This is a genomic window from Jeotgalibacillus alimentarius, from assembly GCF_000829445.1.
In the GTDB taxonomy this organism is placed as follows: Bacteria; Bacillota; Bacilli; order Bacillales; family Jeotgalibacillaceae; genus Jeotgalibacillus; species Jeotgalibacillus alimentarius.
The window spans coordinates 31153-49773 of the sequence record NZ_JXRQ01000027.1; the positions used below are offsets into that span (position 1 = coordinate 31153).

General features: G+C 45.4%; 21 protein-coding genes. 7 read left to right on the plus strand and 14 right to left on the minus strand.

What is annotated here, in order from left to right; all coding sequences use genetic code 11:
* Positions 1 to 228 precede the first annotated feature (228 nt).
* The 3 genes from KP77_RS18220 to KP77_RS18225 all read right to left on the minus strand — a co-directional run bounded on the left by KP77_RS18220 (position 229) and on the right by KP77_RS18225 (position 1070).
* Positions 229 to 369 (minus strand): hypothetical protein, encoded by a 141-nt coding sequence (locus tag KP77_RS18220; protein WP_160289536.1) that lies wholly within the window; start codon positions 367 to 369, stop codon positions 229 to 231.
* Positions 370 to 401: 32 nt separating this feature from the next.
* Positions 402 to 848 carry a hypothetical protein gene (locus KP77_RS14310; protein WP_041123424.1) on the minus strand — a complete coding sequence of 149 codons (447 nt, stop codon included), beginning with the start codon at positions 846 to 848 and terminating at the stop codon, positions 402 to 404.
* A gap of 84 nt (positions 849 to 932) precedes the next feature.
* Complete coding sequence (locus KP77_RS18225) at positions 933 to 1070, minus strand: hypothetical protein (RefSeq protein WP_160289537.1); 138 nt, start codon at positions 1068 to 1070, stop codon at positions 933 to 935.
* A 174-nt stretch (positions 1071 to 1244) separates the two neighbouring features.
* Here KP77_RS18225 and KP77_RS14315 point away from each other — a divergent pair, with 174 nt between their 5' ends.
* The 3 genes from KP77_RS14315 (at position 1245) to KP77_RS14325 (ending at position 3791) form a co-directional block, all read left to right on the plus strand.
* Positions 1245 to 1667, plus strand: coding sequence for a helix-turn-helix domain-containing protein (locus tag KP77_RS14315; protein ID WP_152614747.1), 423 nt, complete (start codon positions 1245 to 1247; stop codon positions 1665 to 1667).
* Between the two features lie 165 nt (positions 1668 to 1832).
* A complete protein-coding gene (locus KP77_RS14320) occupies positions 1833 to 2498 on the plus strand; it encodes a hypothetical protein (RefSeq protein WP_041123426.1) in 666 nt (221 codons plus the stop codon).
* 15 nt (positions 2499 to 2513) lie between these two features.
* Positions 2514 to 3791, plus strand: coding sequence for an efflux RND transporter periplasmic adaptor subunit (locus tag KP77_RS14325; RefSeq protein ID WP_041123427.1), 1278 nt, complete (start codon positions 2514 to 2516; stop codon positions 3789 to 3791).
* 322 nt (positions 3792 to 4113) lie between these two features.
* Here KP77_RS14325 and KP77_RS14330 read toward each other — a convergent pair whose 3' ends face one another.
* Positions 4114 to 5097: a nuclease-related domain-containing protein gene (locus tag KP77_RS14330; RefSeq protein WP_041123428.1), complete on the minus strand. Its 984-nt coding sequence runs from the start codon at positions 5095 to 5097 to the stop codon at positions 4114 to 4116.
* A 377-nt stretch (positions 5098 to 5474) separates the two neighbouring features.
* Here KP77_RS14330 and KP77_RS14340 point away from each other — a divergent pair, with 377 nt between their 5' ends.
* Together KP77_RS14340 and KP77_RS14345 are read left to right on the plus strand one after the other, a co-directional pair.
* Positions 5475 to 7013: an SWIM zinc finger family protein gene (locus tag KP77_RS14340; protein WP_041123430.1), complete on the plus strand. Its 1539-nt coding sequence runs from the start codon at positions 5475 to 5477 to the stop codon at positions 7011 to 7013.
* The gene (locus KP77_RS14345; protein WP_041123431.1) at positions 7000 to 9795 is read left to right on the plus strand and encodes a DEAD/DEAH box helicase; all 2796 of its coding nucleotides are present in this window, start codon (positions 7000 to 7002) and stop codon (positions 9793 to 9795) included. The genes KP77_RS14340 and KP77_RS14345 overlap by 14 nt, the downstream gene beginning before the upstream one ends.
* Before the next feature lie 280 nt (positions 9796 to 10075).
* Here KP77_RS14345 and KP77_RS14350 read toward each other — a convergent pair whose 3' ends face one another.
* On the minus strand, positions 10076 to 10483 hold the full coding sequence (locus tag KP77_RS14350; RefSeq protein WP_052474290.1) for a single-stranded DNA-binding protein: 408 nt from the start codon (positions 10481 to 10483) through the stop codon (positions 10076 to 10078).
* 240 nt (positions 10484 to 10723) lie between these two features.
* Here KP77_RS14350 and KP77_RS14355 point away from each other — a divergent pair, with 240 nt between their 5' ends.
* A complete protein-coding gene (locus KP77_RS14355) occupies positions 10724 to 11149 on the plus strand; it encodes a YwpF family protein (RefSeq protein WP_041123432.1) in 426 nt (141 codons plus the stop codon).
* 315 nt (positions 11150 to 11464) lie between these two features.
* Here the strand turns inward: KP77_RS14355 and KP77_RS14360 are convergent, their stop codons facing one another.
* From KP77_RS14360 to KP77_RS14400, 9 genes are all read right to left on the minus strand, one after another.
* Complete coding sequence (locus KP77_RS14360; RefSeq protein ID WP_041123433.1) at positions 11465 to 11848, minus strand: hypothetical protein; 384 nt, start codon at positions 11846 to 11848, stop codon at positions 11465 to 11467.
* Between the two features lie 242 nt (positions 11849 to 12090).
* Positions 12091 to 12435, minus strand: coding sequence for a hypothetical protein (locus tag KP77_RS17675; protein ID WP_052474291.1), 345 nt, complete (start codon positions 12433 to 12435; stop codon positions 12091 to 12093).
* A 473-nt stretch (positions 12436 to 12908) separates the two neighbouring features.
* Positions 12909 to 13331, minus strand: coding sequence for a 3-hydroxyacyl-ACP dehydratase FabZ (gene fabZ, locus KP77_RS14370; protein ID WP_041123434.1), 423 nt, complete (start codon positions 13329 to 13331; stop codon positions 12909 to 12911).
* Between the two features lie 16 nt (positions 13332 to 13347).
* A complete protein-coding gene (locus KP77_RS14375; RefSeq protein ID WP_041123435.1) occupies positions 13348 to 13602 on the minus strand; it encodes a DNA-directed RNA polymerase subunit beta in 255 nt (84 codons plus the stop codon).
* A gap of 15 nt (positions 13603 to 13617) precedes the next feature.
* Positions 13618 to 14454 (minus strand): flagellar hook-basal body protein, encoded by an 837-nt coding sequence (locus KP77_RS14380; RefSeq protein WP_041123436.1) that lies wholly within the window; start codon positions 14452 to 14454, stop codon positions 13618 to 13620.
* 12 nt (positions 14455 to 14466) lie between these two features.
* Positions 14467 to 15306 carry a flagellar hook-basal body protein gene (locus tag KP77_RS14385; RefSeq protein ID WP_041123437.1) on the minus strand — a complete coding sequence of 280 codons (840 nt, stop codon included), beginning with the start codon at positions 15304 to 15306 and terminating at the stop codon, positions 14467 to 14469.
* A 116-nt stretch (positions 15307 to 15422) separates the two neighbouring features.
* Positions 15423 to 16424 carry a rod shape-determining protein gene (mreB, locus tag KP77_RS14390; RefSeq protein ID WP_041123438.1) on the minus strand — a complete coding sequence of 334 codons (1002 nt, stop codon included), beginning with the start codon at positions 16422 to 16424 and terminating at the stop codon, positions 15423 to 15425.
* 274 nt (positions 16425 to 16698) lie between these two features.
* A complete protein-coding gene (spoIIID, locus tag KP77_RS14395) occupies positions 16699 to 16962 on the minus strand; it encodes a sporulation transcriptional regulator SpoIIID (RefSeq protein ID WP_041123439.1) in 264 nt (87 codons plus the stop codon).
* Positions 16963 to 17025: 63 nt separating this feature from the next.
* On the minus strand, positions 17026 to 17712 hold the full coding sequence (locus KP77_RS14400; protein WP_052474293.1) for a M23 family metallopeptidase: 687 nt from the start codon (positions 17710 to 17712) through the stop codon (positions 17026 to 17028).
* Positions 17713 to 17835: 123 nt separating this feature from the next.
* Here KP77_RS14400 and KP77_RS14405 point away from each other — a divergent pair, with 123 nt between their 5' ends.
* A complete protein-coding gene (locus KP77_RS14405) occupies positions 17836 to 18270 on the plus strand; it encodes a VanZ family protein (protein WP_041123440.1) in 435 nt (144 codons plus the stop codon).
* Positions 18271 to 18621: the final 351 nt, after the last annotated feature.

Genomic DNA, 18621 nt, shown 5'->3' on the forward strand with positions numbered 1-18621 from the left:
CGACCGGGGCTGAGTTCTCCGGTTTTTCTTTGTATAGCACAGTATCTAAAATGGGTTTCATGTTAATTGGGAGCGGGTGAAGTTTACGGGTCACTTCTTCAAATTTACAGGTCACAAAATGAATTTTACCGGTCATATTCCACGGAATACCGGTCACATTCAGCACTCCAAAAGTTTTCCCCTCACCACCTAAAAAAGCATCCCGGAAACAATTTTCCGGCACGCTTTTCAGACTTGCTGTTTCGTATTCATTTGCGAAGCAAGCCATTGCACCATCTGTTGTGGTGTAAGCTGTTCTTTTTCACCTTTTTGGTGTGCTTCTTTTAAAATTGCTGATAAATTTTCGCTTGTCATTTGTTCCATTGCCATATGAATCGCTCCAGTATATGTTTTCCAATCATTTACCTGTTTTTCTGCCAGGTCAAACCGGACCAAATGACTCTTTTCTCACCTGGTAGGATTGGCTTATTTTGATCGGTTGGACGTGAATAGTTAAAAGCATAGCTGAGTGCGCTGCTCAATGATCGATGGCAATAGTTTTCTGCGTGCGGGTACATCAGGGTAATGGTGCGCGTGTTGGTGTTACAGGAAATATGTATATCGAAGGACGATTTTCCGCGAAGTGTGATCATGATGCCTGTCTGGTGTGGTGTTGCGGGCTGTTTGTAATAACGGCATGATTCGATAAAGATCTTTTTTTCACTGTAAAAAAGCTGTTGCAGTTGCCTGAAAAAATTATAGTGCGGCAGCCGGTCAAAATCCTGCACTGCCTGATAATCAAGGTAATCCTTCATAATTGTATTCAGATCTTCAGGCAGTTGATCAAAGCTAAACGTGTACAGATTCATAAAACCCTCCAGATGATAGCAGCTTCTACAAAGGCACTCCGTATCGATGTGGGAGCTGAGATTTTATGAATGACCCTTTTCTCTCTATTTATGGATTTGCGTGTGTACGAATTGCTCTTCCATCCATTTTAAAAAGTCAATTTCCTCCGGCTTCAATGCGCGTGACAGTTTTTCCTCAAAATCAATACGAGCGTCATGTACCCAATCTTGAAAAGTCTCCACTTACATTTCCTCCATTTTTCAGAAAATTACTAATTTATTGTATTTTATAATAATTGATTATAGCAAATAAATAACGATTTGTTTACACTTTTTTCATAACATATCGTTGATAAATATTTTTCAGTGCCTGCTGACCGATATTGTAAAAGTATTCCGGTCATTAAGTAGGTGAATATGTTGTCTTTAGCCCATATTTTAAAGTATTACCGTGAAGAAGTGCTGCAGATCAGTCAGAAAAATGCTGCCTATCAGCTGAACATTCAGCCTGCCACCCTTTCAAATTATGAAAGAGGCGTGAGGCAGATTCCGATCGATACGCTGCGCAGAATGAAAGATATTTATCATATTGATGATGACAAGTTTATGGCGATGGTGCTTTATGAAACAACAGATACTAATGTAATTAAAGAAGCGAGGCTCGAGCTCTCAGAAAGAGTACTGAAAGCTGAGGACCGTCAGCTGATCGACTTTTTGAGAACCTATCCGTCCCTGCTCGATGAATTGCGAACCCTCTCCCAGATGCCTTCAGCGAAACAGGCGAATAAGATTGATTTGCTTGTACAGTTACTGAAAGTTGTGAAGAAAAATGGATATTAAAACAAGCTGCGGGTCAATGGCAACCTGCAGCTTGTTTTAATGGTTCTTTTGTCACGAACATTTTTTTCACTATTACAACATTTAATTTCAAATTACTTCAAGCAGTGACAAGATCAGTGTTTTTCTTTACAATAGAGAAAGCGATTATTTTTGGGAGGTTTGAAGATGCGTTACGGCTTACGCGAGGGTCTCAAAAGCCCTGGCAGAATGATAGATTTCGTGTTGGGCAGCGATGCTGTTTTACATATAAAACGTTATATTGCAGCTGCTTTTATAGTGGCACTGGTGATTTTCGGCTTTGGTGCTGTCATTGGTATGGGCACCCAGGAATGGGCCGGGAATTTTGTTTTATTCTATGGACTTGAATATGATCTGCAGCGATTTTACTTCTTGCTGGGCAGACTTGCGCAGGGGTTATTGTATGTGAGTATTGTGCTATTTTTGCCGGCACTTTTTTACTGGCTGATGGCAAAGCAGTTCACTTTCAGACAGATGCTCGCACTGTCCTTATTCCCGGTTTTCATTCTTCTGCTTGAACAGATAAGCTATGTAGTGCTGATCGTATGGCAGGGAATCGACTGGTACTCTTCCCCGTTTTCATGGGGTGTAATCGGGCAGTTATTCATTGAACAGGCATGGCTTGTATACTTCCTTGGAGCGATTTCCCTTTTCAAATTCTGGGTGATCTACTGGCAGTTTACGGTGCTGCGTTCAATTACTACGTTAAAATGGTGGGCAGCGTTTTTAATTATTCTCGGGTTAAATATTTTATTCTGGGCTGCAACCGCTACGCTTGAATATCTCCCATTCTATCAGTATTTATTTTTATAAAGGAGCTGGCATAAATTGAGTAAAAGAAGTATATGGTTAATCGGCGTTCTCGCTGTCATTTTTGCCGGCGTGAACCTTTATTTGATTAAACAGGATGACCTGTTAATCGATCGGACTTCAATTGTCCACGATCAGAAGCCTTCAAAAAGTGAATTGGTCGAAGAAGTCATGGTCAAAGATGGTGTGGTACATACAGCGCTTGAAGAGAGAGTTTACTTTTCAGAACAGCTTGGCATGTTTACACAGTTTTTAGTAGAAGAAGGTGACCAGGTCACACCGGGGACACCTTTGTATGAATATACGGTTTCAGATCTTGAGGAACAGCGTCTTGTGTTCGAATCGGAAATTGAGCAGCTTGAAGATGAGATCTCGGCAGTAGAATCCTATCTGAGTGAGCTTGAGAGTATTGAGCGTAAGATTAAGGATTCAACAGCTTCTTCTTCTGCAACGGCGCGCCCGTCAAGTACGCTTGAGGATGAAGAATTATTGATTACGATCGAGCTTGAAGTCGGCGTTGACGTATCTGACGCAACCGTTGATCAGACACGCTCATTAATTAATCAGCAGATCGGTCAGCAGGAAGCACAGGTAGAACGCTTAGAGGCTGAGCGTGACAAGTATGAACGTCTTGCTGACGGACTTGAAGACAGCCCTGTTGTGACAGTTGAAAGTGAGTACACCGGACAGATCGCACGACTCGCTGAAGATATCAGCCACCCGCTGATCACGATCTATACGGATTCTCTCGCTTCAAAGTCGGAACTGACAGACGAAGAAGCAAAGCTGGTTGAGGAAGGCATGCAGGCACGTGTAGCTTCCCCTGTTGCAGAATCAGTCGGAGACGGCGTTGTGGCATCCAATCCGCTTTTACCGGAGCAGGAGCCGGAACTGAATGAAAAAAGCCTGTATCCTTTAAACATTGACTTACTGACAGCAAACGAGGACTGGTTCATCGGCCAGCACGTTGTCAATGAAATCGTGCTTGAAGCAGCACCGAATGCTGTGACAATGCCTGTGATCGGCCTTGATATTTCTAAGATCTATGTATTAAATGAAATGGGACTTGTTGAACCGCGTATTGTGGAAATCGGCATCCTTGATGGCGACCGTCAGCAGATTCTGAGCGGACTGAACGCTGGCGAGTGGGTTACGGTGGACCCTGAGCAGATCGAACGCAGCGGTATGCCTTACATTACGCCAATGAAGGTTGCCCGCCTGACGTTTGATAATCTTGGGTATACGGGGCAGCGGACGAATTGGAAGTATGTGTTGTTGGGTGTATTGCCGAATTGATTGGAATTGAAATTGAGTTTTGAGCGGAAGCCCTGTTGGTGCGGGGCTTTTTGTTTTGGGTTTTTGGTGGTGTGGGGCGAGCAGGGTGCGTGCGGCCATGCGGGGGCCGAATACGCGGCCGGGGGCCGTTATTCGATCACCTATTGGATTTTATCTATCACCTATTCTATTATTACATCACCTTTAAGAGGGATTCATTTCAGATGAGTCCGAGCGCAGATATATCTATCATCTTTTTAATTTTATCTATCACCTGCCTGCTAGATTCAATCACCTTTTCAGTTTTTCGCACCCACCCTCTTCATGCCCTTGGGAAATAATCTCAATCAACCTCTCTAGTTTCCTCGCCATTCTGTCGTCTCCGATGATATTTAGTTCCTTTTGTCAGACCTGTTTTGTGCAGATTTGCTTTTCTCGCGATTCTGTTCATTGTTTGTGTTGACATGCCTCCCAGGAACTTTCGCAGTTCTTTATTGCTAATCCCTTCTCCCAATATTAAAAAAGCTTCTTCAAGTGCGTGTTCAACTATTTGAAATCCGCTGAAAGAACAAGTTGTACAGCTCCATTTCACACTACTTTGAACAATGGCAAATTGCTCACATGAAGGACATGACATTCCATTAGTCAGTGTCTTAATATGAAAATCAAAGCGTCCAAACCAATCTACTACAAGCTCTTCATGGGAAGCAGCCATTCGTTGAGCCATCGCTTTTAATTGTTTTGAAGAGTGTTTTTTTGAAGTTAATTGATCCAATTCACCATATACGGCGAATGGTATCGATGAAGACGGGTGTACATTTTCCAATAATTCCGGGGATTCTGCTCTGAGAATTGAACGGGGATTGCTCATAATAATAAATGGGATAATCGGAATCTTGATATTACATTCTCTCTGTAACCACCTGCTAAGGTTATCTTTTTGCAACCTGACCTGAGTATGAAAACTTTTTTGAGCGGATGTTTGATCATTTACTGTTTTTAACACCTGATCATATGATGATCTGATTTCAATGCTTCCCGCTAAATTTTTTACTTCCAGAATAAAGATTGCTTTATTAAATATAAGTACTGTGTCAATTTGAAAGTTGTAATTTCCATTTTTCAACCGTATGTTATGAAGGACAAATGGCGCCGGATCTAAATATGAAGTGTAATAATCGGAACTTTTTTCACCTTTGTAACCTGCAATTTGCTTGTAGAGCTCTTCCTCAACCAACTGTTTCTTCGGATGGTAATCTGCCATCCTGTGGGCTATGCATTTTAAGGTTTTTATATGCAAAGGAAGTTCACGTTTTTTTATGATCATCGTTTCAACTCTTTTCAGTTTAGTTTGTAGGGTTTTTGTGTGAGCAGAGGACTTTGATTATTCTATTACGTTTGAAGATATATGTATCACCTTTGCAATGATTTCTATCACCTTTTGAATTTTTTCACTCGGCAAGGGTATGACCTGCCATTTTTGCATCAGCTCCTTCATTATATCTATCACCCCCAACCTTTTATCTATCACCAATTCACTTTTTCGCACCCCCGCGCCGCGCACATCCCATACCACTTCCCGACCCCATCCAAAGCACGAAAGATCACCCAGCGAAGACCCGGGTCTGTCCCGGCTCTTCGCTTTTCACGAAAAGTACGGTATAATAAAAGATACGTTTTTTTTCGAAAAGGTGGAGATGGTGGATGCAAACGCAATTGCTGGCAGATGGGATGGAGCGGCTTGAGCAGCGGCTGTTCAGGCAGTTTTCTCCTGCTGATCAGACGGATGAACGTCTTGTGCAGAAGGGATTGTTTTTATATAGGCAGGGCACGGTGTATGAGATGGGATTTGATGCGAAAAATGAGATGCTGAAGGCAAAGGTGCGTGATGTCCACGGCGTCAGCGTGCGGATTTCACTGAATCCTGATAAGGGAAGCAGCTGCAGCTGTCCAGAAGAGCCCTGGTGCCGTCACCGGATGGCGGTGTTTTTTAAGTTTTATCAGCAGAATGCGAGTGTGAGCCAGTGGATTCAGGCATGGCGCAATCAGAAGCAGGATGCCTCTTTAAGGGCGCAGAAGTCTCCTGAATTCTGGCGCAGAATTGCTGTGGAAACTGCTGACAGCATTCCCGCTGAACATATAAAAGCGGAGCCTTATCTGCTTGAAAACTATATGATGGCGAATTACCGGAAGTTTGAGCAGCATGCGCCGGTTGAAAAGGAATGGGTTCCTTTATATATGCTTTATGTATCTTTTTACTATCACAGACAGCTTTCTGAGAAGTTTGAGAGCTATGATTCTGTTCATATTACCCGTGCGCTTGAGACGATTATGGAGGCCATGCAGAAGGCTGTGTTTGATCTTGCTGTGTATGCCCATCCATTTTCGTTTGATCCGTTCTTTAAAGAGCTGAAGCGTGAGACGGCTTCGCTCCTTGAAAAGAAGGATCCGCTCAGCTTTTCGATCTATGCCATGCTGTGGTTTCAGCTGTTTACCAAACGCAGTGACCGCGAGCAGGAGGCTGAGCGTTTGAAGCAGGCTGAAATGACGGATGAGTCCCATTTAGCGGGGACGATCTTTACTTTGCTGCGGAATGGTGATGACTTTGAGGAGCAGTTCGCAGCTTCTACAGAGCTTGCAGTGCCGCATGCGGTTCAGTGGCTTGAGTGGCTGCTGCGCGAAGGTGAAATCGACCGTTCAGTAAGAGTGTTAAAGGCCATGCAGAAAAAGCTGGATCTTTATCTGGCGCGAATGGATAACCATTCAGACCAGCGCTCGTTCGCGTTATGGCTGATTCATAAAATTGAAGGTGAGCAGCTGAGACTGCATGTGCCGGATGTGACGATTAAGTTATATGAAAAACTCCTGCCATACAGTGCGCGGCACCTGGGTGCTGTGCTGCTTGATGCAGGAAAGTACAGGGAATGGGTCGAGCTTGTACACTGGATTGACTTTTCCCCTGAAGAACTTGAAGCTGCCGGGCTGAAAAAGCTGATGGAGCGCAAGCCTGAGTTTGCCGCTCCGCTTCTTCATCAATGGGTGGAGAGTCTGATTCAGAAAAAGCAGCGTGACACGTATAAAAAAGCTGTACGCTATTTGAAAAAGCTGAAGAAAATTTATCAGGGAATGAACCAGGAGCCGAGATTTGCCCTGTATTTCGATCAGCTGCTTGACCGCTACAGACGGCTGCGCGCCTTTAGAGAAGAATGTGAAAGGGGGAAACTGATTCATGGAAAAGATTGATATACTGCCGCTTGATCAGGGTTATTTTTCGATCAGGGTTCTAACTGAAGATGGTGAGATGATTGACCCTGCGATCTGGCAGTATGCGCTGCTGCTTTGGCATAAAGAATCATTTCATGGCACGTCTCTCCCAACATTCAGCAATCTGCCGGCTGATAGTATCGCGCTCGACAGCTGGGCGCTTTTGACACTGTTTGCGCAGCCGGAATTTCATGGGCGTAAGCAGTGGGCGCTGTCAGAGCAGGCTGAATTTATGTATGATGCCGCTCCCCTTTTATATGAATGGATCACTGAAGGAAAGTGGCTGGCTGAGTGGAATCACGAGTCTGATAGTGAAACATTTGATATGAAGCTTGGCGAGGAGTTCTGGGATGAGTGGGCGGATATGTCCTACAGCGGTGATCGTGCCGATGCGGACCAAAAGAAATTCATGAATGAGTGGTATGAGTACGCGATCACATCGTTTTTCGATCATCACCCGAGAAGTTCGAATCTTGCTGCGCGGCTATTCAACAGCGGTCACGTGCTGACAGCTGAAGATCTTGCAGCTTACTTTGATGAGACGAAATGGAAGATGTGGGTTGAGCAGAAGGATCTTGAGCTACCCTACCGCTTCGGACTGCGCCTGGAAGAACCTGAATCTGAAGAGCAGCCGTGGCGGATGCAGCCGTTCCTGCGTGATAGCAGACGGTCTGACTGGACATATGATCTGGATCTCTCAAAACCGCTTACTGACTCTCTTCCTAAAAGATGGCTGGACGCGGTGCATGCAATTTCCCATGAGCTTGACCGCTGGGTGAAACTGATTCCGTATTTAAAAGAAGACGGTCAGTGGCAGCTTGAAATGGCTGAAGAACGTGCATGGCTCTTTTTAACTGAAGGCAGTGAAAAGCTGCTTGCACTTGATGTGGAAATTCTGCTTCCTGCATGGTGGCAGTCGATTCAGAAGTCGAATGTCTCGCTGAAGGCTGCGGTAAAAGGTGATCATAATTACCGCCCGTCATTTGTCGGACTGGATTCGCTTGTGGATTATGACTGGAAGATTTCTGTGAATGGAGAGGACCTCTCAGATGATGAATTCCAGTCACTTGTCGAAGAAAAGCGCCGTTTCATCCAGCTGAACGGTGAGTGGGTGGCGCTTGATCCTGCGATGATTGCGCGCATTCAGCAGGCGATGCAGGCTGCAAAGAAGAACGGGATCAGTATGCAGGACTTACTTGAGGATCACTTAAATGATGATGAGGAAGATGATAGCGCGGATGACCTGCGCATCCAGTTCGAGCTGAACCGCTCGATGAAATCAATGATGGAGAAGCTGAATGATGCAGGAAGAGTTCCGCTCCTCTCTCCTCCTGACGCGCTCGATGGTGAGCTGAGACCGTACCAACAGCAGGGCTTCAGCTGGATGAGCTTTCTGCGCAGCAACTGCTTTGGTGCGTGTCTGGCTGATGATATGGGGCTTGGGAAAACGATTCAATTGATCAGTTATATGCTGCATGTAAAAGAAACGGAGTCACCTGAAGAGCCGTTTCTCATTATCTGCCCGACTTCCGTACTCGGTAACTGGCAGCGTGAGATTGAACGCTTTGCGCCGTCTCTGAATGTTCACCTGCACTATGGACCTGGCCGTGCAAAAAATGAAGCTTTTGGAACTTCAATTGCAACGGCTGATGTCGTGCTGACGTCTTATGGTCTGTGCCATGCTGATCAGGAAGAGCTCACAGCCGTCCAGTGGGCAGCTGTTGCGCTGGACGAGGCGCAGAACATTAAGAATCCATTTACCAAGCAGTCAAAAGCCATCCGCAGTCTGAACGGTGCCCACCACCTTGCACTGACCGGCACGCCAATGGAAAACAGACTGTCTGAGCTATGGGCGATTTTCGATTTTATTAATCACGGCTACCTTGGTTCACTCGGTGCATTCAGAAAAGATTTTATCGCGCCAATTGAGCGTGACGGGTCTGAAGAACTGACCTTAAAGCTGCAAAAAAGAATCCGTCCATTCCTGCTTCGCCGGACAAAAGTCGACCCTGCTGTCGGCCTGAACCTTCCTTCTAAGATTGAGCAGAAGGAATTCTGTCCGCTGACGTCAGAACAGGCATCACTGTATGAACAGCTCGTGCAGGACACGCTTGAAAAGATTCCGCAGCTGACAGGTATTGAGCGGAAAGGAATGGTGCTTCAGATGCTGAACCGTCTCAAGCAGCTGTGCGACCACCCTGCTCTTTATCTCCAGGAGGAAGCACCGGTTGACATTGTTGCCCGATCTGAAAAGATGGATAAGCTGATGGATCTTCTTGAACAGATTCTTGAAGCTGAAGAAGGTACAATTATTTTTACGCAGTACATCTCTATGGGACGCATGATTCAGGATGTGCTGCAGAAGAAATACGGGTTCAAAGTGCCATTTTTAAATGGCTCTACACCAAAAGCGACGCGCGATCAGTTGGTTGAGCAGTTCCAGGCAGGAGAATTCCCTGTCTTTATCCTGAGTCTGAAAGCAGGAGGAACTGGCCTGACGCTGACTGCAGCAAATCACGTTATACACTATGACCGCTGGTGGAATCCGGCTGTTGAAAATCAGGCAACTGACCGCGCTTACCGGATCGGCCAGACACGCTTTGTTCATGTGCATAAATTTATTTCTTCAGGAACAATTGAAGAGAAAATTGATAAGATGCTTGAGAAGAAGCAGTCGCTGAATGAGGATATTATCCGCGGTGATCAGTGGATTACGGAGCTTTCGAATGAGGAGCTTGAGGATTTACTGGTACTGAATTAACGATATGAAGAGAACCGTCTGACTTTGTCAGGCGGTTTTTTTAAGGGGATATGTGAATAGCCGCTATTGGGTTGGAGGGCTGCGCTTTCCTGCCCCCGGGCGGGAGTCTTCGTCCTCCAACCCAATAGCTGACATGCAGATCAAATGCTTCACAACATATTTAATAGTAAGTATGAGGATGATTGCGGCAGGCTTGTTTCCTGCAGGTCCGGCAATGGGGAAGGTTTGCTTTCGCTGCAGGATACTTGTGCCTGTTGGAGCGGAGCCACGGTTGGTTTTGCTATTTGATTGTTTCTAAATGAGTGTCCTGCGGTGGAGCGGTGTTTCGCGGAATCGGCTGTTCAAATGGGCCGGGATCTGCGGATTGTTTTCTGCGGTCCATAAATCTGACATTGTCTACGTGTACTTCTGTCGTATATTGCCTGATACCATCTTCTCTTTCATATGACCTTGACTGAATGCTGCCAACAACGCCGACTAATGACCCTTTTTCACAATAAGCATGTGTGTTTTGTGCATTCCTGTTCCAGATTGTACACCTGATAAAGTCGGCTTCAAATTCACCTGCCTGATTTTTAAACGGCCGGTTCACAGCAATAGTGACGTTCAGCACCTGCCTGTTCCCGGCGATTTCTTTCAGTTCCGGATCTTTTGTCAGCCGCCCGACTAGCGTAACCTGATTGATCATATCCATCCTCCTTTCTTTGAAGATATTCTTATTTTAGCGGCGGGATAAATTGTTGTAAAACATGGAAATATTCATTTTCATGTCGTTTTCAGAAGGGAAAAAGTCGAAATTCCATAGGCGAAATTCACCTTTTATTCTGCAATATTCCCCGGGAAATGAACTAACCCTTATTTTTTCACTTTTTTGAAAAAAATGCTGTGTGCTATAATCAACTTACAATTCATAAAGGGGATGGGCGGAATGAAGACATTTAAACTGATGAAAATTCAGGTTGTGGAAGAAGACAATATTCGTAATTTCACGCTGCATGACGGGCTGATTATTAATAAAGAAGATGAACACCAAACATGGATTCTCGAAGCTTTTTTAGACGGCGCTGAAACAGAATATTTCCAGAAGCTTCAGCAAAGTGATAAAAATGTTGAAATTCTTGCGGTTATTTCAAATGAGAAAAATGATCCAGCGGGCCTTTTTGCAAGCGTGCATGAAGTGAAACCAATCGGTGATAAGGTCAGTGTATTATTCAGTGCGCATATGAGAAATCAGCGTAATGAATACGCTGAAGAGCTACTTGCTTACATATTGGACCGAAAAGATATTTCAGGTGATGAGCTGCTTGCAGAGTTTAAGCAGCAGATGAAGGAGAAGCCGCGGATTAAGAAGTGATTTCGTGCCGGGGATTGGCGTGTGGTGGTCTAATGATGGTGGTGGATCTTACGGGTCAGATTTGTTGATTTACCGGTCAGATTGGGATTCTTACGGGTCACAAAAGAGTTTTTACAGGTCACAATCGGTTGCATTGGGCTGATTCAGGTCACAAACGAAGTTTTACCGGTCACATTGAGCTTTTTACAGGTCACTACTAATCTCTTACAGGTCACATCCGTCAGAAACGCCACACCCCCGCCTCTGAAAATGAAAAGGACTGTTCAAAAAATCAGCTGTACTGACTTTTTGAAGAGTCCTTTTTCTGTATATATATTAAGAAAGCTTTCTTTCAAGCGTCTGGATGACGTATTTTGCTTCTGCTTTACATGAGAAGTCCATTTCTGCACCTGTGCTGACTTGAAGCTGTTCGATGCGCTCGATTTGTGCAGGTGTTGGTTCTTCTTCCAGCACTTTTTCGATCGTTTCGTTGATCTTATTAGCAAGCTGCTCATGGAATTCCGGGCTTTCTTTGACAGATGGCTCCAGGTTTTCATACCATGATGCCTGAGTTGTGATGTATTTGCTCCATGCATTCATAAATTCAACCATGTTGAAGCGGTCTTCATTCCAATCTATTTCGTTCATGTACTGCTCAAATGCAGTGTTGATTGAACGGGTAATGCTGATTTTAGTCCCTGTTGGCAATTGTTGAAGCATATAAGAAACGAACCTCCTAGCTCTTTACTATCCGATAATTTCCCAATGACTATGATGTGCTCAACGTTGAAGTGATAAGTCTCTCTGTGCATTTTACCCTATTGAAGTTAAAAGTACAATCATCTATACATCCCAGTGGTATAACGTATGTCTTTTATCATAATTCAGGGCAGACGGGGCGGAGAAAGTCTTGAATATATTATGTAAAATCCATCTGCCGGATTGACTCCGGCAGACGGGGCTTACTCGTCGCGGTTATCGCGGTCTTCACGGTCGATGTCGTCTTCGATGATGTCTTCACGGTTGGTGTTGTCATCACGCATCGCATCTTTTTCTGTATCAGTGTTAATGTCGTTGTTGCGGTCACCGTCCATGCCCCAGTCATCGTCTGTACGATTGTTACCGTCCATCGCGTTGTTGTTATCACGGTTGTTACCATTCAGCCCGTTGTTGTCGCGATTGTCGTTGACAGGGTTATCCATCATGGATTCGTTGTCGTTGCCCGGCACGCCGTCGTTTACGTTACAGCCGACCATCAGTGCTGCTGCAAGCAGTGAGCCTGCTGTCATTTTGATGTATTTATTCATTTGATCCCTCTCCTTTTTATGAACTGACCATTCACGGTCTGTCGATAGTTTCCCCGGAGAGGGAGGAAATATGTATTGCTGCATGAAAATGAGGCTGGACGAGTGAGTCTCAGCCTCTGTAAGTGGGTCTTGGCAATTATAACCGTTCACTGCGCTTCAGGCGGATGCTTTCCGGACGGCGGTCGCTGAGCCTCCTCGCGCTTTGCGCTGCGGGGTCTCAGCTATCCCGCTAATCGTCCCGGAGTCACCGCCTTCCGCTCCGTTCACTTGAGATTACATTTAACTATTCAGGACTATTTGGAAAAAGGAATTTATCCTGTCACAATGTCCAGCTCCGGCAGGCAGGGGCTAGTGCGCTTCCCTCAGCTCCTCTAAGATAAGTCAACATCGATTCACTTCGTTCATCGTGTTTCCTTTATCTCTGATCCGCCTCAGTCCACCGCATACGCCCCTAAACGCCTGCCTCCGCCTTTCTACTTAATCGCAAACATAATCTCCGTCTCACATGCCACTTCGCCATCAACGGTTGCCGTTGCTTTTCCTTTGCCGATTGGTCCTTTGATGCGGATGATTTCGACTTCAAGGCGGAGCTGGTCGCCTGGTTTGACCTGACGCTTGAAGCGGCAGTTGTCGATGCCTGTGAAGAATGCGAGTTTGCCTTTGTAATCTTCCTGCTTCAGCATTGCGACTGCGCCAGTCTGTGCAAGTGCTTCAACGATTAAGACGCCTGGCATAACCGGATAGTCCGGGAAATGACCGTTAAAAAATTCTTCGTTCGCTGTTACGTTTTTTATGGCAACTGCGCGTTTACCTTCTTCAATTTCCACCACTTTATCAATCAGTAAAAATGGGTAACGGTGGGGAATAATTTCTTTAATCTGCTGAATGTCTAACATCAGTAAAACCTCCTGCTTATTCTGTATCTTGTGTAACGAGATCGATAATATGAGTCCAGGTTTCCTTCTTCAGGGCATCCTGCGGCGTGCCGTCGCCAATCACACCGTAGCCGACCATCAGTCCGACTACAAGACTGAGTCCCGCAAGCAACAGGATCAGTGCGACTCTGATCAGAATTGGAAACAGTCGGACCTGTACCCACTTTGGTGTTTTTGAGGTTTTTTCCTGATCCTTGGGCTTTTGATTTTTTTCAGAACGTGTTTCAGACATAGTGAAATAACTCCTTTAGCGCAATCCGTTGACAAGACCGGACATCTGATCAGAGATCGAAACGGCTCTTGAATGAAATTGGTAATTTCGCTGAACTTCAATCAGTTCAGTGAATGCTTTTGATAGATCTACATTTGACTGTTCAAGGGCTCCCTGCTCAAGACCAATATTCTGTCTGAGTCCGCCTTCCATCTGAACGAGAAGCTCATCAGCATCCACACCCAGTTCATCAAGGTTATCAGGAATACCAAGGTACACACTTGATACACGGTCCATCAGCTGCGGGCGCTGAATATCAACGATACCCATTTCAACTGTCTGCTGAATGCCCCCTGACTCCACTAATAATGAGCCATCATCCTGAAGCTGAATATTATCAACTGGTCCATCAAGCATGATGAGCTCGTCATTCTGATTTAAAATACCGTTACCCTGCGCATCAACAAGCATTACTTCATCATCGTTAACTGGTGTCAGATAAAACGCACCGTCACGCGTGAAGTTCTGCTCTGTCGTACCATCAGGAGATTGCACCAGGACTTTGAAATACTGATTTTCTGTCGTAAAAGCAAAATCCAGCTCCCGGTCTGTACGCTGAAGCGACCCTTGAGTGCCGACAAGCTGGGACTGTGAAATCTTCGCGCCGTTACCAAGTCTCAGACCATCCGGCGTCATTCTTGGTGCCTGGTCACCACGCTGATTTTGCACCTGCTGATGAAGCAGCGAGTTAAAATTGGCTGTTGTCTGCTTATAGCCATTGGTCGCAGAATTTGCGATATTATTTGAAATCAGATCAAGCTGCTGCTGGAGCTGATTCATCGTATTTGTTGCTGTTACCATATTGCGAATCATTTTTTAACCCCCTTAGTTCACCCTGCCGACTTCGTTAACGGCTTTTTCCATGCTACGGTCATATGCCTGCAGGACTTTCTGGTTCGCTTCAAATGAGCGGTATGACGTCATCAGATCTGTCATCGTTCTTGCGCTGTCCACATTTGACCGTTCGAGTGAACCCTGTACCATGCTAAAGCCTGCATCAGCCACATCATATGCACTTGCATACGCTGTCCCTTCAGGCGCACGGAATAATCCTTCACCTTCTTTTACAAGAGCACGCGGGTCATCTGAGTAGGCTAAGCCGATCCGTGCAACATTTTCACCGTTTTGTACGAGCTGTCCGCCGTCTGTTACTTCAAAGCGGTCATTCTCAAGTTCAATCCGCGCTCCATTTTCATCAAGCACGTAATGACCATCAGGTGTCGTTAAAAAGCCATCTGCATCGAGTGCGAAATTACCGTTTCTTGTGTAGCGGTCCGCTCCGTCTGCATTTTCAAGTGTGAAAAAGAGTGCGCCCGGTACGCCGGTTTCTTCATTTACAGGCAGATCGCCCTGTAAAATGGCAAGGTCCGTTGACAAACCTGTCTCACGCAGGTCTCCCTGTGTAAATAATGGGACAGCCTCCTGCATGTATACACCTGTGTTCAAACCGCCGACTGGTGTCATTCTGGTTGATGACATGCCGTTTTGTGTCGGAACATCAGATCCGCTGAGACTTGAGAGCAGCATATCTGGAAAAGCTCTCATCGAAGCCTGGTCCGCCTTGAAGCCAGGTGTATTCACATTTGACATATTGTTAGTCAGCATTTCCGTTCTTCTCTGCTGAGCAAGCATTCCGGTTGCAACTGTATAGAAACCTCTGAACATATTTTTCACCTCGTCATTTATTCCCGTGACTCATTATACCAAATTTCTACATTAAAAAAGCTGATTTTAAGGAGATTCCTTCTTTCGGCATTGAAAGCTGGAATCTCCCCCATGATTTAGCCCAGTTTGCTCTGAGGAATTTTATCGATATTTTCAAGCATCACGCCTGTTCCAATCGCTACACAATCCATTGGATTCTCAGCTACAAATACAGGTACTTTCAGCTCTTCAGCAAGCAGCTGGTCAATGCCGTGAAGCAGCGCGCCGCCTCCTGTTAAGATCACGCCGCGGTCAATAATGTCCGCTGACAGTTCAGGCGGCGTTTTTTCAAGGACGTTTTTAGCAGCCTGTACAATCACAGCCACAGATTCACGCAGCGCTTTTTCAACTTCATCAGATTTAATCGTGATGGTACGTGGCAGACCGCTAACCATGTCACGTCCGCGGATTTCCATTTCTTCATTGCGTGACTCAGGGAATACTGTTGCGATATTCAGCTTGATCGCTTCAGCCGTTCTTTCACCGATCAGCAGCTTATATTCTTTTTTCACATAGTTTAAAATGTCTGCATCGAACTGATCGCCGGCCATTTTAATTGACTGGGATGTTACGATATCACCCATTGAAAGTACGGCAACATCTGTCGTACCACCACCAATGTCCACAACCATATTCCCGCTCGGCTGGAAAATATCCATCCCTGCGCCAATTGCTGCAACTTTCGGCTCTTCTTCAAGGAAAATGCGCTTGCCGCCGCTCTTTTCAGCCGCTTCACGAATCGCTTTTTGCTCAACACTTGTGATGTTTGTCGGGCAGCAGATCAGAATGCGCGGCTTTGACATAAACCCTTTTACATTCAGCTTGTTGATAAAATGCTTCAGCATGGCTTCTGTTACATCAAAATCAGCAATGACACCGTCTTTCAGTGGGCGGATGGCAACGATATTGCCAGGCGTTCTGCCGACCATGTTACGCGCTTCCTCACCGACTGCAAGTACGCGGTTTGTGTTTTTATCAATTGCTACGACTGATGGTTCATTAAGTACGATTCCTTTGCCTTTGACGTGGATCAGCAGGTTAGCTGTTCCGAGGTCAATTCCTATATCTTTAGAGAACATCTGATTGTTTGACTCCCTTCGGTCACTGGTGGATTATGTTTTTATTTTTCGTTCATTGATATCCTTACATTATATCGGTATAAACGGACCAATTTTTAGGTGTTTATCGAGGTCTGTCCCCCGGTTTTTTAGGTTAAGGATAAGATATTGTTTATGTTTGTAGAGGCGGGTCAGACCATCTTCTACGCTCCATAGACCAATAAGTATATATTACCACAACTAAAAGAGGAGGTCATGAACCAAACAAACGTTTGATTCACGACCTCCTCTTTTTTCAGTTGGCTGATTGCTGCTGCTTTTCGTATTTGGCTTTAGTGGCTTCTCCGCCCCTTAGATGTCGGATCGCTTTATGATAATGAAGAATCGATTTTACTTCGTCTGCGAGCGCAGGATCTAGTTTTGGCAGGCGCTCGGTTAAGTCTTTATGCACTGTACTTTTAGATACCCCAAAGATTTTTGCGATAGAGCGGACCGTCTCCTCTGTCTCTACGATATGCCTGCCAGCCGAGATTGTTCTCTCTCTGATATACTCATGCACGTTGCCGGCCTCCTGTGGGTCCGTTTGTGCATTATATGCCGGCAGACGGTTATGATATACCTATTATTGCGTAATTGAGACAGGGTCGACCGGCTGGCCATCTTTTAGTACTTCAAAGTGAACGTGAAGGCCTGCTTCCGGGTTGAGTTCGCTGACACCGGACTGTGCGATGACCTGCCCCTGTCTCACTTCTTCCCCTTCAGCAACAGCGATATCATCAATTGCCTGATAGCGCGTTACATATCCTTCATGTTCAATTTCCACAGCGTTACCGATAAAAGCATCTTCTTCTATAAGTGTGACTTTTCCACTCATGGCAGCTGTTACTTCAAAAGGCTCACCATTTTGTACCAGATCTACTCCCAGGTTTGGATAATAGGTCTGGTTCACAACGACCAGTGCCTCCTGCTGCTCAGCAGCGTCAGCGGACTGATCATAGAATGGTTTATGAACAGTGACCGCATCCTGATCAGCGACAGGCAGCCTCAGCGTTTCTGCCGGCTGATTCACTTCAGCCGTTTCTTCAGGCGCATAAGTATAATCCGGTGAATCCTCCTGATAGACATATTCATTTTCCGTTGACAGTTCTGCAACTTCTGAATCTTTCTGACTCTGAATAAAAAATACAGAGCCAACCGCGAGCACAGCACAGCTCATATAAAGAGCCGGTGCAGCCCAGCGCTTTCTGAAAAACTTTTTCACACTTCCTGACAGGGTAGATTGATTTTTGTCTCCCTTAATCATTTTCATCACCTCAGCACTCATTTTGAACGCTTAGAGGAAATTCTATACATTGTCACAATTTTTTTCTTCAGGACTTGCACCTGCATGATACAATCCCGTTAGTATACGTCTATGAAAGGATTCTTCTCTATGATCAAATGGCTTAAATTGCTGATTACCGCTTTGCCTCTTATGTATATGATCCTGGTGTGGGTGCTCTCAAGTCTTCCCCACAATGCAGTAGTCGACCTGCCATCCGGGTCATTTGACCGTTTGTTAAAAGAATCTCTGCACTTAATTGAATTCGGCATCCTTCATTTCCTATTTATTCTCGCACTGCTCGTCCACGGCAAACTCACAGTGGCTACACATACCCTTGCAGCCGTGTTTGCGGCTTTCTACGGCTTTGTTGATGAAATCCATCAGGCATTCGTACCTTACCGCTCAGCGACGATGATAGACGCTGTAAAAGATATCATCGGCGTCATTGTAGTCTACCTGGTCGTTCAGCGTCTGTATTTTGTGAAAAAAGACAGCAGATTGAGACAATGGTTTGTGAGGGTGGAGCGTCATTTTGCGGGGTGAAGCTGTTTAACACCGCGTTTATTTGAAAAGCTACCTCTGTTAAAGGGGCTGTTGATTTCCGCTCCAGGGGGAACGCTTTCCGCATGAGCCGTATTGTGGCTCCGGTTCAATCGGCCCTCCTCGGCTTCGCCTGCGGGGTCTCACCTGTCACGCTTCTCCTGCTGGAGTCGTCCCCCTTCCGCTCCAATCTACAGCTGTGCTAAAACAACATCGGTCTTTAACAATGCCATTCCAAAAAGAAGCATCCCGCCATTGATATGCTCCCTTCAAAGTAGACAGAGAAATAATAAAACTTCTCTACTACTATGAAGGGGGCATTTTTGTGTCTAAAAGAACGACTGATTATACAAT

Bases quoted from the DNA above. Each gene is read 5' to 3' on its own strand.
- KP77_RS18220 (WP_160289536.1), bottom strand. From the start codon at position 369: ATGGCAATGGAACAAATGACAAGCGAAAATTTATCAGCAATTTTAAAA.
- KP77_RS14310 (WP_041123424.1), bottom strand. From the start codon at position 848: ATGAATCTGTACACGTTTAGCTTTGATCAACTGCCTGAAGATCTGAAT.
- KP77_RS14315 (WP_152614747.1), top strand. From the start codon at position 1,245: ATGTTGTCTTTAGCCCATATTTTAAAGTATTACCGTGAAGAAGTGCTG.
- KP77_RS14320 (WP_041123426.1), top strand. From the start codon at position 1,833: ATGCGTTACGGCTTACGCGAGGGTCTCAAAAGCCCTGGCAGAATGATA.
- KP77_RS14330 (WP_041123428.1), bottom strand. From the start codon at position 5,097: ATGATCATAAAAAAACGTGAACTTCCTTTGCATATAAAAACCTTAAAA.
- KP77_RS14340 (WP_041123430.1), top strand. From the start codon at position 5,475: ATGCAAACGCAATTGCTGGCAGATGGGATGGAGCGGCTTGAGCAGCGG.
- KP77_RS14345 (WP_041123431.1), top strand. From the start codon at position 7,000: ATGGAAAAGATTGATATACTGCCGCTTGATCAGGGTTATTTTTCGATC.
- KP77_RS14350 (WP_052474290.1), bottom strand. From the start codon at position 10,483: ATGATCAATCAGGTTACGCTAGTCGGGCGGCTGACAAAAGATCCGGAA.
- KP77_RS14355 (WP_041123432.1), top strand. From the start codon at position 10,724: ATGAAGACATTTAAACTGATGAAAATTCAGGTTGTGGAAGAAGACAAT.
- KP77_RS14360 (WP_041123433.1), bottom strand. From the start codon at position 11,848: ATGCTTCAACAATTGCCAACAGGGACTAAAATCAGCATTACCCGTTCA.
- KP77_RS17675 (WP_052474291.1), bottom strand. From the start codon at position 12,435: ATGAATAAATACATCAAAATGACAGCAGGCTCACTGCTTGCAGCAGCA.
- fabZ (WP_041123434.1), bottom strand. From the start codon at position 13,331: ATGTTAGACATTCAGCAGATTAAAGAAATTATTCCCCACCGTTACCCA.
- KP77_RS14375 (WP_041123435.1), bottom strand. From the start codon at position 13,602: ATGTCTGAAACACGTTCTGAAAAAAATCAAAAGCCCAAGGATCAGGAA.
- KP77_RS14380 (WP_041123436.1), bottom strand. From the start codon at position 14,454: ATGATTCGCAATATGGTAACAGCAACAAATACGATGAATCAGCTCCAG.
- KP77_RS14385 (WP_041123437.1), bottom strand. From the start codon at position 15,306: ATGTTCAGAGGTTTCTATACAGTTGCAACCGGAATGCTTGCTCAGCAG.
- mreB (WP_041123438.1), bottom strand. From the start codon at position 16,424: ATGTTCTCTAAAGATATAGGAATTGACCTCGGAACAGCTAACCTGCTG.
- KP77_RS14400 (WP_052474293.1), bottom strand. From the start codon at position 17,712: ATGAAAATGATTAAGGGAGACAAAAATCAATCTACCCTGTCAGGAAGT.
- KP77_RS14405 (WP_041123440.1), top strand. From the start codon at position 17,836: ATGATCAAATGGCTTAAATTGCTGATTACCGCTTTGCCTCTTATGTAT.